Raw genomic sequence first — 13,259 nt, 5'->3', positions numbered from 1 at the left:
CGCTACCTACCGTATCGTAATTGCCGCGAAAGGTCTCAACGAATGGAGGCACCGCGTGGCCACTGAACCCGTGCTCGACAACGTCGATCGACTTCAACGTTCCAGTCGCGACGTCACGACATTGCCCGCGGTGATGTCGAAATGGCTGTCTACCATCCTCCCCGAAGGCGCCGCACCGGAGGTGACCGTCGAAAGCGGCATCGACTCGACGGGCATGTCCTCGGAGACCATCATCCTCTCCACCCGATGGCAGCAAGACGGGGAGCCGGTGCAGCGGAAGCTGGTGACCCGGGTTGCCCCCAGCGCATCGGACGTCCAGGTCTTTCCCACTTACCGACTCGATCACCAATTCGACGTGATCCGCAAGGTCGGCGAACTCACCGACGTCCCGGTTCCCCCGGTGCGCTGGCTCGAACCCACCGGCGATGTCTTGGGGACGCCGTTCTTCGTGATGGACTACGTCGACGGTGTGGTGCCCCCCGACGTCATGCCCTACACCTTCGGTAACAACTGGTTCGCCGATGCACCCGCCGAAAAGCAACGCGAACTGCAGGACGCCACCGTGGGGGTGCTGGCGAAGTTGCACTCAATTCCTAACGCCGAACAGACATTCGGATTCCTCTCCGGTGGCCCCGGAGACAGCGCGCTGCGCCGACACTTCAACTGGGTGCAGAGCTGGTATGAATTCGCGGTGCCCGACATCGGCCGTTCGCCGCTGTTGGAGCGGACTTTCGCGTGGCTAAACGACAACTGGCCGACGGAGGTCGCCGCACGCGAACCGGTGCTGCTGTGGGGCGACGCCCGGGTGGGCAACGTCTTGTACCGTGACTTCCAGCCGGTTGCGGTGCTGGACTGGGAGATGGTGACGCTGGGTCCCCGCGAGCTCGACGTCGCGTGGATGATCTACGCGCACATGGTTTTTCAAGAGCTCACCGGTCTGGCCGGACTCCCCGGGCTGCCCGAGGTGATGCGCGAGGAGGACGTGCGCGCCACCTACCGGCAACTCACCGGCGTCGAGGTGGGTGACCTGCGCTGGTTCTATGTGTACTCGGGCGTGATGTGGGCATGCGTTTTCATGCGCACCGGTGCGCGCCGAGTGCATTTCGGCGAAACCGAGAAGCCCGACGACGTCGAGTCGCTGTTCTACCACGCCGGACTGATGAAACGTCTTATCGGAGAGGACCAGTGATGCTCGGACCGCTCGACGAATACCCGGTACACCAGATTCCCCAACCGATCGCCTGGCCGGGCTCCTCGGACCGCAACTTCTACGATCGGTCGTACTTCAACGCCCACGACCGCACCGGCAACATCTTCCTCATCAGCGGCATCGGCTACTATCCCAACCTCGGCGTCAAGGATGCCTTCGTGCTCGTCCGGCGCGGCGACACGCAGACCGCCGTGCACGTTTCGGACGCGATCGATCAAGACCGGCTCAACCAGCACGTCAACGGCTACCGCGTCGAGGTGATCGAGCCGCTGCACGAGCTGCGCATCGTCCTCGACGAAACCGAGGGCATCGCTGCCGATCTCACCTGGACGGGGCTGTTCGACGTCGTGCAGGAACAGCCGCACATCCTGCGGTCCGGCACCCGGGTCACCCTGGATGCGCAGCGATTTGCCCAACTCGGCAGTTGGAGCGGACACATCGTGATCGACGGTGAAAGGATCACGGTGGATCCCGGCACGTGGCTGGGCAGCCGTGACCGATCCTGGGGCATCCGCCCGATCGGTGAGGCCGAGCCGGCGGGACGGCCCGCCGACCCGCCGTTCGAGGGCATGTGGTGGCTTTATGTACCAATGGCTTTCGACGACTTCGCCATCGTGCTGATCATTCAGGAGGAGCCCAACGGGTTTCGCTCACTCAACGACTGCACCCGGATCTGGCGCGACGGACGCGTGGAGCAGCTGGGCTGGCCCCGGGTGCAGATCCACTACCGCTCCGGTACCCGGATCCCGACCGGCGCCACCATCGACGCGACCACACCCGACGGCTTGCCGGTGCACTTCGACGTCGAGTCCAAGCTGCCGGTACCGATTCACGTCGGCGGCGGCTACGGCGGTGATTCCGATTGGATACACGGCATGTGGAAGGGCGAGAAGTTCGCCGAACGCCTGACGTACAACATGACCGACCCGGCCATCGTCGGACGCGCCGGCTTCGGTGTGATCGACCACGTCGGTCGCGCGGTCTGCGTCGAGGACGGCCGGGATCCGGTCGAGGGCTGGGGCCTTTACGAGCACGGCGCGCTGGGCCGCCACGACCCGTCCGGTTTCGCCGACTGGTTAACGGTGGCGCCGTAGCCTGCCGCTCGGCGCCGACGGGCCCGGTGCTGGTCTCAGCGGCGGTAGCCGGCGCCGGGGTGATCGTCGGGCAACAGCGGCCCCTTGCCGCCCAACCGTTCCCGTAACGTGCTGCGCGGCACCCGTTCCGGCACCCGCCCGCGGCGACGCAGTTCGGGCACGACGAACTTCGCGAAGTCCACGAAGGTGCCCGGTGTCGTCACATAGGCCAGGTTGAAACCGTCGACGTCGGCCTCGTCGACCCACCGTTCCAGCTCGTCGGCGATGTCGGTGGGCGAACCCACCAGCACCGGGCCGCGACCGCCGATGCCGATCTCCTCGGCGAGTTCGCGTGCGGTCCAGGTCCGCTCGTCGGTGGTGAAGGAGGCCAGCGCGGACCGGTTGGCATCGGTCTCGCTGTAGCGCAACGGATCCTCGTCACCGAGCTCGGCCAAGTCGACCCCCGTCCACCCGCCGAACAGCGCCAAAGCGCCTGTGGTGCTGACGTATTCGCGATACCCGGCCAACTTACCCAGCGCTTGCTCACGGGTCTCGGCGACCACTGGGGTCACCATCGTGAACACCTTGATAGAACGCGGGTCTCGGCCCAGCGCGGCGGCGGCTTCCCGCAATGCCCGGACCGGACCTCGCACGATCTGCGGGGTCGGACCGGAGATGAACGCGGCCTCGGCGTTGGCGGCCGCGAACTTGACCCCCCGCGGCGACGCCCCTGCCTGAAACAGCACTGGGGTACGTTGCGGCGACGGCTCGCACAGAAACGGTCCCGGGACGGTGAAGTAACGGCCCTTGTGTTCGATGTCGTGCACCTTGGCCGGGTCGGTGAACACTCCACGCTCCGGATCGCGTACCAGCGCATCGGATTCCCAGGACGCCTCCCAGAGCTTGTAGCAAACCTCGAGATACTCGTCGGCGATGTCATAACGCCGATCGTGCGGAATTTGGGCGTCCAGACCGAGATTGCGTGCGGCGCTGTCCAAGTAGGACGTCACGATGTTCCACGCCACTCGCCCATCGGTCAGGTGATCCAGTGTCGACAACCGACGCGCCAGCGCGTACGGCTGCTCGTAGGTCAGCGACAGCGTGATCCCGAAGCCCAGGGTCTCCGTGACGGCGGCCATCGCCGACACCGCGGCGGTCGGGTCGTTGACCGGGAACTGGGCGGCGTCGCGGACCGCCGCGTCGCGCGAGGCGCCATACACGTCGTAGACGCCCAGCACGTCGGCCAGAAACAGCGCGTCGAAGCCGCCCGCCTCTAGGATGCGGGCCAGCTCGGTCCAATAGCCGAGCTCGCGGTACCGGTAACCCTGATCCTGCGGGTGCCGCCACAGTCCCGCCGACTGATGCCCGACACATGCCATGTCGAAGGCATTGAGATATATCCTGCTCACTGCACTCACTCGATCTGATCCGCGTACGTTTCCCGCGCTGCCAGGGCCGCGATGACGGTGATTGCGGCCAGTACCGCGAAGTACCCAACGATCAACCACGGTCTACCGCCACCGACGACCAGCAGCGCCGCCGCGATCAGCGGCGCAAAGCCACCCGAAAGCACGGCTCCAACCTGATAGCCCAGAGCCGACCCACTGTAACGAACCCGGGTATCGAAGAGTTCCGCGAACCAGGCGGCTTGCGGGCCGTACATCGCATCGTGAACGACGTTGACGCCGAACACAATCGCCAGCAACACCGCAAGCGGCGACCGCGTTGCGGCGGCCACGAAGAACAGCGTCAGTGCCACCACCCCGGCGACGGCGCCGAACAGATACGGTGGCCGACGGCCGATCCGGTCGGACAGCACCGCCCAGCCGGGGGTACTGATCAGGCCGATTGCCGACGAGATCAACACCGCCAGCAAACCGATCCCACTGTTCTTACCGAACGTGTCCTGCAGATAGGTCAGCGAGTACGTGGTCAGCAGCACGAACAGGCCGATCTGCGACAGTCGTAACCCGGTGGTGATCAAGACATTCCGCGGCTGCCGGCGCAGCACTTCCAGCACCGGCCGGGCCGCGAGGTCGTCACGTTCTCTGAGGCGGTCGAAGACCGCGGCATCGGTCAGCCGAAGGCGGATGAACAACCCGATACCCACCAAAACGGCGCTGAACAAGAACGGGATTCGCCAGCCGAAGCTCAGAAACTCCGCGCTGCCGGTGACCTTGCGGGTCAGATAGAACACCGACGTCGCCAGCAACATGCCCGCGGGAGAACCGAGCTGGGTGAAGCTACCGAAAAGTCCCCGGCGGCCGGGCGGTGCGTGCTCCACCGACAGCACGGCGGCACCGCCCCATTCGGCGCCCACGGCCAGCCCCTGCAGCACCCGCAGCGCCGCCAGCAGTGCGGGGGCCAGCAGGCCGGCCTGGGCGTAGCTGGGCAGCAGCCCGATGGCGGTGGTAACCAAACCCATTGTCACGAGGGCGACAACCAGAACGGTCTTGCGGCCCAGCCGGTCGCCGAAGTGGCCGGACACCACCGCCCCGAGCGGACGGGCCCCGAAGCCCGCCGCATAGGTGGCAAACGACGCGAGCGTTCCGGCAGTCGGCGAAACATTCGGGAAGAACAGCGGTTTGAATACCAACGCCGCCGCCGTGGCGTAGAGATAGAAGTCGTACCACTCGATCGTGGTGCCGATCATGCTGCCCAGGGCCACGGTGCGCAGCTGCGGTTGAGCACCGGCGGTCGCGGTCGGCTCGATAACTGTCACGTGACCGCAGATTAGCCGGGGTGCCCCCGCCGGCATACCGTTGCCATCGCGGTGAGGAGAACCCCGAACGGGACCGCGCTGCCGAGGCCACGTCACCATGCGGTTGACTAGGGGCGTGACGAAGCCGTCGTGGACTGTCGATGTTGTGGTGGTCGGCGGGGGCTTTGCCGGCCTGAGCGCGGCGCGAGCGCTGACCCACCAGGGCCACGACGTGGTGGTCTTCGAGGGCCGAGACCGGGTTGGCGGGCGCTCCTTCACCGGCAGCGTGGCCGGGCTGCCAGTGGACATGGGCGGCGCGTTCGTCGGCCCCACCCAAGACGCCGTGCTGGCGCTGGCCGCCGAACTTTCGATCCCGACCACCCCCACCCACCATGACGGCAAGAACGTCATCCACTGGCGCGGTTGGACGCGCTCGTATCACGGCACCATCCCCAAGCTCTCGCTGACCGGGCTGCTCGACATCGGCCGCCTGCGTTGGCAATTCGAGAGAATCACCCGCAGCATCCCGGTCGACGCCCCGTGGCAGGCCCGCCGTGCGCGCGAGCTGGACAGCCTGTCGTTCGCCGGCTGGCTGCGCTCGGTCCGGGCCACCGCCTCGTCTCGGGATCTGATGGCGATCATGGCCCGGGTGACCTGGGGATGCGAACTCGAGGACGTGTCGATGCTGCACGCGGTGCGCTACGTGCGTGCCGCCGGTGGGCTGGACCGGTTGCTCGATGTCCGGGACGGCGCCCAGCAGGACCATTTCCCGGGCGGCACGCAGCAGATCGCCCGGGCGGCGGCCGACGCCCTGGGCGCACGTGTGGTGCTCGACGCGCCCGTCCGGCGCATCGAGCGGCACGGTGCGGGTGTCACGGTCACCTCGGATCGCGGCGCGGCCGAGGCCGGGTTCGTCATCGTCGCGATCCCACCGGCGCACCGGGCGGCCATCGAGTTCACTCCCCCGCTGCCCGCCGAGTACCACCACCTGTTCGACCGCTGGCCGCAGGGCCGGCTCAGTAAGGCCTTCGCGGCTTATGAGACACCGTTTTGGCGGGCCAACGGCTTTTCCGGCCAGGCGCTCTCCGATCGGGGGCCGGTGTTCATCACGTTCGACGTCAGTCCGGACGGTGACGGGCCCGGCATCCTGATGGGCTTTGTCGACGCCCGCGCCTTCGATTCGTTGCCCACCGATCAACGCCGTCGCGACGCGTTGCGCTGCTTCGCGTCGCTGTTCGGGGATGCGGCCCTCACACCCCTCGATTACACGGATTATCGTTGGGGCACCGAGGCTTTCGCCCCTGGGGGACCGACCGCGGCGGTGCCGCCGGGGTCGTGGACACAGTTCGGTCCTTGGCTGCGCGAACCGGTCGGCCCGATCCATTGGGCCGGCACCGAGACCGCCGACGAATGGACCGGGTTCTTCGACGGCGCCGTCAGGTCGGGTCAGCGCGCGGCCGCCGAGGTCAGCGCCAAGCTATGAGCTGATCGGCTCCGCGTGCACGCTGACCGATTCGGCCAGCAAGCGTAGCTGCCGGTTGACCTCGTGCGGATATTCGAGCATCGAACAATGGCCGCCGGGTAACTCGACAAGACCGACGACGTTGGGTGCGGTGCGGGCGATCTCGCGGGCCTGGCGCAGCGGTGTCAGTCGGTCGTTCTCGCTACCGATGACCAGGGTTGGCACCGTCAGCCCGGACAGATCGAGGTAGCGGGCACCCAGCGACTCGACCAGCATCCTGGCGCAGCCGCCGCGCCCGGCGGGCGATGTCTGGGCGAACAACTCGTAGATGAATTTCGCCGTGTTCGGATCTGCCTCTTTTCCGACCGCCAGCATCGCCACCACGGAGCGAGTAGCCAGCAGCGCCGTCGCCGGAATCGGCAGTCCGCCGAACGCGGCGATCAGGCCGCGCGCGGCGAGTACCCGCGCCGGCGAGAGCAGCCCCGGCACCGACAGCAGCTCTACCCGGCGGGCGACCTCACCGGTGGTGGTGTTGAGCAGCGCCACGGCATTGACTCGGCGATGGACCTTGTGCCGGTAACGGGCCGACCAGGCGGCGATGGTGATGCCTCCCATCGAATGCCCGGCCAGCACCGCGCGCTCGTGCGGAGCCACCGTCGCCTCCAAGACGCAATCGAGGTCGGAGGCAAGATGTTTGAGGCTATACGCGCAGCGCCGCGGCACGCCGCTGCGGCCGTGTCCGCGGTGGTCGAACGCGATCACCCGGTATTCGGTGGCCAATTCCGCAATCTGGTACGCCCACGCCCTGATCGAGCAGGTGATGCCGTGTGTCAGCACGATCGGAAGCCTCTCGGGCGGCCCAAAAACCTCGGTGTGCAAGGGAGTGCCGTCGACCGCACGGACGGTCAGGGTGCGGCTCGGCGGTAACGCGCCGGACAGTGGGTCGGCCACTCGCCTCGATCGCCGAGCACTCATCGCCGCTCCCCCCTCGAACACGGCCCCGTCGCCGCACCCCGGATACCGGAATCTTATATCGGCACGCGCGTCCAACTATGCAACTTTCGCCAAACCGCGCGCAGCGAATCGCAGCACACGTGTCCGGGCGGGCGCGCCGACCGCACCACGGGCCCGGTTGCGGTGTGAGAGGGTGACTGTCATGTCCCCGATGTCCCGTCGGGCGGTGCTCAGCGGCCGCAACGCCGCACGTCAACTTATCCAGCACCTGACACCTTAGACCACCAAAACGTGGTCGCCCCAGTGGTTTCCAGACGGACTACGGGTCAGGTGGACGCGTTGTCATTTCGAGGATCCGCGTCGGACTGGTGCTCAGTCACGGCCCAGCTGGCGAGCAGCCGCAGCGCTTCGTCGGATCGTGATTGCGGTTCGGCGGTATGGCCGATCAGTGACAAGCCGCCCACACTGGTGATGTCGAAGACGTTGTAGGTCAACGTCAATTCACCGACCTCGGCATGGTGAAATCGCTTGACACCATGGTGATGCGCCTTGACATTGTGCGCTGCCCAACTGCCGCGGAATTGCTCGCTGCGAGCGGTGAGTTCACCGATGAGTCGGCCGAGCTCCGGCGAGTCGGGTGAGCGGGCCGCTTCGGCCCGCAGCAGCGCCACGACGTCGTCGGCTTCGCGGTCCCAATCGGGAAAGAACCGGCGGGCCGCGGCATCGAGGAAGATGAACCGGGCCAGGTTCGGTGTCGCCTTCGCCCCGGTGCAAACGGGTGCGTAGAGCGCACGCCCGAGCGCGTTGGCGGCCACCACATCGAGTTGGCCGTTGATCACGATCGCCGGTGCGGTGACCATGCCGTCCAGCAGCGCCTGTACGCCTTCGGGTAGGCCGCGGTCCGGTGGCCGCGCCGGTCGGCCCCGATCGCCCTTGACGGCGCGCACCAGATCGAACAGGTGCGCCTCTTCGGCCTCGGTGAGTTGCAACGCCCGGGCAATGGCACGCAGCACGTCGTCGGAGACGCCGGCAACGTTCCCGCGCTCTACTTGGGTGTAGTACTCGATGCTGACGCCGGCCAGCTGGGCAACCTCTTCACGTCGCAAGCCGGGCACTCGGCGCCGCCGCCCCGGCGGCATGCCTACCTGCTCGGGCGCGATCCGGGCACGCCGCGTCATCAAGAAGTCCCTGATGTCCTTGGCAACGTCCACCCGTTCCGGGTACCCCAGCGGCGGGCCGCCATGCGGCGTTGCCAGGAAACGATGCGGGCATAGAGTTGCCGTATGACTGCCGCCCAGCATCCCGAGACCAAGCAGCGCTCGACGGCCGACACCATCGCCACGGTCATCCTGTTCGTGCTGGCCGTGATTGCCGGGACGCTGTCGGTGTCTTTCTCCTTTTTCTTCGCGATGGCCACCGACTCGTGTTCGCCCAACGCCTGCGACACTTCGGCACTCGATTGGGCCTATGCGGTGACGTGGGGCGGTGTGGGGCTCGCCGCCGTCCTCGCCGTCGCGGGCATCATCATCGCGGCGTCACGCAAGCGCGTGCTGTGGGTGTGGCCGGCCGCGGCGCTGGTACTGATCGTGGCCGCCGTCGTCACGGGCGCACTGCTGGCCGACTCCGTCGTTCCGCACCGCTGAGCCGGTGCCGAAAACGCCGCGCACCAACAAGACTGGGTTATTTCTGCAGCGCCTTGGCGCATGCGTCGAGAATCGCGAGGAGGTTAGGACGCAACAGGTGGCGCGTCACCGCCTCCAGCGCCTTGCCCCCCACCGCGGCCGCATGGGTGTAACTGGTCAGCCAGTCCACCCGGGTTGCGTCGCCGACCGTGGTGAATGTCAGGGTGCCACCGTCGTGATCGAACGGCGGGAAGGATCGCAGGATCAGATAGCTGTAGCTGCGTGGCCGGTCGTAAACCGTGAGCTCTTCACGGAACCAGGTGCCGGCGCCGATCACTTCACGCACGGCGCCCGGGCCGGGACCCGTCGTGCCCTTAGCCCACTTGCCCCTGAGCACCAGCGGAGCGGCGGCGAAATTGACCGGTTCGGCCAGCCAATCGAAAACCTGCTCCACAGGCGCGGCGATCGTGCGTTCCAAGCGAATCTCGACCATCAGAATTCCCCCGCGGGCGGTGACTGCAGCGGCTCCCGCACATGCTAGCCCGATGCCGTCTCGGCGGGCTGCCGCCGCGGCGCACTGGGTTCACCGGGCAACCCTCACTGGCTTTGCGGCTGCTACTCCACGCTTCGATTGATGCCAGATAACGAGCTTAAGGGGAGTTTGCTGATACCTGCCTTAGCTAGTAACGATTTGATCACGACAGGCCGTCGGATACTGATGGGCGTGGCCGCCGCGAGTCAAACCCCTCCCGGCGCACATTAGCTGCCCGCAAATTTAAGGCACTGTCGCGTTCTCTGCCAGCTACGTTGGTCTCTGGGTATCGGGCACCCCGGTCAATTGATGTCGATCATCGAAGGACAACAGCATGAAATTCAGCAATAGCGTCGCGCGCCGGCGAGTCGCCGGCGTCAGTGCCGGTTGTCTGCTCGGGGGTCTGGCCTTGGGGATCGCCGGTGCGCCGTCCGCGGCCGCGGCACCCGACTGCAGCCCTGCGGGCGTGAACGCCACGGTGTCCTCGGCGCAGGGCGCCGCCGAGCAGTACCTCGCGGCTCACCCGGCCGCCAACCAGGTCGTCATGGCTGCCTACGGACAGCCGAGGACCGAAGCCGCATCCAACCTTCGCGGCTACTTCACCGCGCACCCGCAGGAGTACTACGACCTGCGCGGCATTCTGGCGCCGATCGGCGAGACCGAGCGTCAGTGCAACGTGTCGGCCCTGCCGGCGAATCTGGAATCGGCTTACCACGAGTTCATGGCCGGCTAGATTCTCCCGCGCTAACGACCCGCCACACCGACGTGGCGGGTCGTTTTGCGTTGCGACGGACAATCCATCCGTGTGAATCCCCCCGCGGGCGGGTAACTCCCGATCAGCCAACAAGACTGGGAGACGACGACCATGCGGCTACGACGAAGCGTCCTGGACGGGCCCGGAATCGCCCGCAAGCCGCGGGGCAAGGGATTCGCCTACTACGACGCCGACGGCGAGCCGCTGGCCGACGAGGCAACCCTGCAACGGATCAAGGATCTGGTGATCCCGCCGGCCTGGAAGAAGGTGTGGATCTGCCCTCATCCGAATGGACACATCCAGGCGGTGGGCACCGACGCGGCCGGACGCCGTCAGTATCTTTACCATGCGGCGTGGCAGCAGGAGCGCGCCGAGGAGAAGTTCGATCGCGTCCTCGAGTTGTCCACTCGGCTACCGGACTTTCGCGATCGCATCGTGGCCGACCTGTCCCGGCGCGGGACGTCGCGCGAGCGGGTGCTGGCGCTGGGGTTGCGCCTGCTGGACCGGGGCTACTTCCGTTCCGGCGGAGAGCAATACGCCGAAGAACACGAGTCCTACGGAATCGCGACCCTGCTGCGCGAGCACGTGACGGTGCGCCGGGATGCGGTCGCGTTCGATTACCCCGCCAAGAGCGGCGTGCAGCGGACCGTGGAGGTGCAGGACGCCGCGGTGGTGCGCGCGGTGCGTGCGCTGATGCGCAGTACCCAACACGGTGAGCGATTGTTGGTGTACCGCAACGGGTCCGGCTGGACTGAGCTGCGGGCCGACGATCTAAATGCCCGGTTCAAGGAAATCGTCGGCGACGAATTCACCGTCAAGGATCTGCGGACCTGGCATGGCACGGTGCTGGCGGCCGTGGCGTTCGCCGACGCGGATCCCCCAGTGTCACAACGGGTGATCAAGCGCGTCGAGTCGGCAGTGATGAAAGAGGTGGCCGAGGGGCTGGGCAACACGCCCGCGGTGGCACGAGGCTCCTATGTGGATCCCCGTGTCGTCACCGGCTACGAGCAAGAGCTCACCATCGCCGCGGCGACCGGGCGCGCCGAGCGGACCCGGCAGCCGGACGCCGCCCAGGAAATCCTGGAAAAGGCGACCCGTGCGCTGATCCGGCGGGTGGCCCGAGGCACCGGCATGTCTCAGACTGCCGGGCTGGCCAAGACAGCGTGATCGCTCAGGCGATCGCGCGGCGCCCCGCGGCGCGCCCGGAGCTGTTGTCGCGCTGCGGCTCGTGTTGCCGAGCCGGGACGGCGAGCCACCGCCGGCGCGTCTGAACCAGGTCGTCGACGATGTGAAGCGCCTCGGAGACCGAATCGACAAGCGGCAAGCCGTGTTTCGGGAAGACCGCGCCGACGCGGCGCGATCGCGCCCCACTGACCACGCTCCAGTGCAATCCGGCGCGCTCGTGTTCTTCGTTGAGAATGAGCAACATGCGAAACCCGGCCGCGCTCAGCAAATCCAGCTGACTGAGGTCCAGGACCACCGGCGCTTTGAGCCGTGCGTACCGGCGAATCCCGTCGCCCACCAGGTCCGCGTTGAACGCGTCGATTTCGCCGTGGACGCCCAATACGGTGGCCGATCTGCGGGTGTGCACATGCAACTGCGCCCCGGCGCAGTCGATCGAAAAGCGGCAGCGCGGTTGGCCGCACATGTCGGTGGTCGGTCGAAAAGCTAATGAAGTCATGCGAGTACGCCCAATCGGATGAGGGATCAAGTAGACCGAAGCGACGTCGGTGTCCCAATGGCCCCGAAATATCGGCAGCTGCGGACTCAACCTGTCAAGAGCCTAGCCGCATCGGCGCGGGTTCGCAGACCCCAAAGTGTGCAGGACGCCACGTTTGACCTCAGAAAGGCAAGCTGCGCAGGGCCTTTTGACCCGAGCGGTTACCAAAACTCACTGTCTCAACGTGGTGTGTGGACTCTGACCGTAGGTCTTGCGGTATTGCACGGCGAACCTGCCGGTGTGCAGGAATCCCCACCGCTGGGCGACCTCGGCCACGGTGGTCAGTGAGCGATCACTGGACAACAGGTCCAAATGCGCGCGGTGCAACCGGACGCGACGCAGATACCGCGTCGGAGTGGTGTCCAGTTGATGCCTGAACAGGTACTGCACTGCCCGCGGGGTGAGGTGCACGGCCGCCGCAACTTCATGAATCCCGACGTCGGCGCCGGCATGACAGTGGATGAACGACACCGCATCCTTGAGCGCCTCGGGCACTGCGGGGTCGCTCAGCACGTCGCTGTCCGCCGTAAGGTTGGAGGGGTAACACTCGAGTAACGCTGTTGCCAGCACGGTCGCCACCGTCGCGGCGATCAACGGTTGGCCCGCAGTGTCGGCCGAGCAGAGCGTGGCTTTCGCGTATTCCAGTGCTCGATGCCAGGCGCGCGCGGCGGCACTGGAGCACGGACGCCAATCGAGGAACCGAATCTTCTGCGGCAACGGCGCGTACTGTCCGGCCGCCGCCTTACGCAACACGTCCGACCCGATGCTGACCACGTCGAATCGCCCTGAGTTGACCCACAGCACGCAGGGCATGTCGTGGGCGACGAGCACCGGATGGTCCAGCTCGGGCAACCGATTCGCGCTCACCGTCAATGCGCCCGCGCGCGGTTGGATCACCAACACGTCATCGGCGCCCGGGATTTCACAGTTGACCCGGCCCTGCATCAGGACGTCGTCGAGCGTGACCGCCGGCACGGTGTAGCGCCGGTGCTTGACGGCCGATCCCCTGCCGATACCGGTGATTCGCCAGCCCGGCGTGTAGGCGGCTGCGAAGAACCGCCGCGCGTCCTCGGGATCGAAGGTGCGGAACTGCTCGTGTCGAACCACGGAAGGCCGAGACAGGACGCCCATGTCACCGGCGGCTTTGAGGTTGGCGCTCAACGAGTCACGCAGAACGTCGCCCGCGCCGTTGGACACGCCGTGCGGTTTCTTTTCGGTGATGCTCGTCATG

The 13,259-nt window shown here is 66.7% G+C and carries 13 protein-coding genes; 6 read left to right on the top strand and 7 right to left on the bottom strand.

Features of this window, described 5'->3' with window-relative positions:
• Positions 1-55: 55 nt before the first annotated feature.
• Together AWC25_RS06455 and AWC25_RS06450 are read left to right on the top strand one after the other, a co-directional pair.
• Positions 56-1,189: a phosphotransferase family protein gene (locus AWC25_RS06455; protein WP_069400217.1), complete on the top strand. Its 1,134-nt coding sequence runs from the start codon at positions 56-58 to the stop codon at positions 1,187-1,189.
• Complete coding sequence (locus AWC25_RS06450) at positions 1,189-2,304, top strand: Rv3169 family protein (RefSeq protein ID WP_085166508.1); 1,116 nt, start codon at positions 1,189-1,191, stop codon at positions 2,302-2,304. The genes AWC25_RS06455 and AWC25_RS06450 overlap by 1 nt, the downstream gene beginning before the upstream one ends.
• A gap of 35 nt (positions 2,305-2,339) precedes the next feature.
• Here AWC25_RS06450 and AWC25_RS06445 read toward each other — a convergent pair whose 3' ends face one another.
• Both AWC25_RS06445 and AWC25_RS06440 read right to left on the bottom strand, forming a co-directional pair.
• Positions 2,340-3,692: an LLM class flavin-dependent oxidoreductase gene (locus AWC25_RS06445; protein WP_142278716.1), complete on the bottom strand. Its 1,353-nt coding sequence runs from the start codon at positions 3,690-3,692 to the stop codon at positions 2,340-2,342.
• Between the two features lie 5 nt (positions 3,693-3,697).
• Complete coding sequence (locus AWC25_RS06440; RefSeq protein WP_276048712.1) at positions 3,698-4,936, bottom strand: MFS transporter; 1,239 nt, start codon at positions 4,934-4,936, stop codon at positions 3,698-3,700.
• Positions 4,937-5,120: 184 nt separating this feature from the next.
• On the opposite strand from AWC25_RS06440, the gene AWC25_RS06435 reads away from it, so the two are divergent.
• Positions 5,121-6,467, top strand: a complete 1,347-nt coding sequence (locus AWC25_RS06435) for a flavin monoamine oxidase family protein (protein WP_069400221.1) — start codon at positions 5,121-5,123, stop codon at positions 6,465-6,467.
• Here AWC25_RS06435 and AWC25_RS06430 read toward each other — a convergent pair.
• Both AWC25_RS06430 and AWC25_RS06425 read right to left on the bottom strand, forming a co-directional pair.
• Entirely contained in the window at positions 6,462-7,421 is a 960-nt protein-coding gene (locus tag AWC25_RS06430; RefSeq protein ID WP_069400222.1) for an alpha/beta fold hydrolase, read from the bottom strand. The genes AWC25_RS06435 and AWC25_RS06430 overlap by 6 nt on opposite strands.
• A 305-nt stretch (positions 7,422-7,726) precedes the next feature.
• Positions 7,727-8,611: a helix-turn-helix transcriptional regulator gene (locus AWC25_RS06425; protein WP_084229306.1), complete on the bottom strand. Its 885-nt coding sequence runs from the start codon at positions 8,609-8,611 to the stop codon at positions 7,727-7,729.
• A 72-nt stretch (positions 8,612-8,683) separates the two neighbouring features.
• Between AWC25_RS06425 and AWC25_RS06420 the strand changes: the two genes are divergently transcribed.
• Positions 8,684-9,043, top strand: coding sequence for a hypothetical protein (locus AWC25_RS06420; RefSeq protein ID WP_069400224.1), 360 nt, complete (start codon positions 8,684-8,686; stop codon positions 9,041-9,043).
• Positions 9,044-9,080: 37 nt separating this feature from the next.
• On the opposite strand, the gene AWC25_RS06415 is transcribed toward AWC25_RS06420, so the two are convergent.
• On the bottom strand, positions 9,081-9,515 hold the full coding sequence (locus AWC25_RS06415; RefSeq protein WP_069400225.1) for an SRPBCC family protein: 435 nt from the start codon (positions 9,513-9,515) through the stop codon (positions 9,081-9,083).
• 373 nt (positions 9,516-9,888) lie between these two features.
• Between AWC25_RS06415 and AWC25_RS06410 the strand changes: the two genes are divergently transcribed.
• Both AWC25_RS06410 and AWC25_RS06405 read left to right on the top strand, forming a co-directional pair.
• Complete coding sequence (locus tag AWC25_RS06410; protein ID WP_069400226.1) at positions 9,889-10,287, top strand: heme-binding protein; 399 nt, start codon at positions 9,889-9,891, stop codon at positions 10,285-10,287.
• 132 nt (positions 10,288-10,419) lie between these two features.
• Positions 10,420-11,475 carry a DNA topoisomerase IB gene (locus AWC25_RS06405; protein WP_085166506.1) on the top strand — a complete coding sequence of 352 codons (1,056 nt, stop codon included), beginning with the start codon at positions 10,420-10,422 and terminating at the stop codon, positions 11,473-11,475.
• A gap of 4 nt (positions 11,476-11,479) precedes the next feature.
• Here the strand turns inward: AWC25_RS06405 and AWC25_RS06400 are convergent, their stop codons facing one another.
• Together AWC25_RS06400 and AWC25_RS06395 are read right to left on the bottom strand one after the other, a co-directional pair.
• Positions 11,480-11,989: an STAS domain-containing protein gene (locus AWC25_RS06400; protein ID WP_198166646.1), complete on the bottom strand. Its 510-nt coding sequence runs from the start codon at positions 11,987-11,989 to the stop codon at positions 11,480-11,482.
• A gap of 210 nt (positions 11,990-12,199) precedes the next feature.
• The gene (locus AWC25_RS06395) at positions 12,200-13,258 is read right to left on the bottom strand and encodes an AraC family transcriptional regulator (RefSeq protein ID WP_084229307.1); all 1,059 of its coding nucleotides are present in this window, start codon (positions 13,256-13,258) and stop codon (positions 12,200-12,202) included.
• Between the last annotated feature and the right edge of the window lies 1 nt (position 13,259).

It is taken from the genome of Mycobacterium sherrisii (assembly GCF_002102355.1).
GTDB lineage: Bacteria > Actinomycetota > Actinomycetes > Mycobacteriales > Mycobacteriaceae > Mycobacterium > Mycobacterium sherrisii.
The sequence above is the reverse complement of the archived record's forward strand: the minus strand, read 5'-3'. Positions and strand labels throughout refer to the sequence as shown.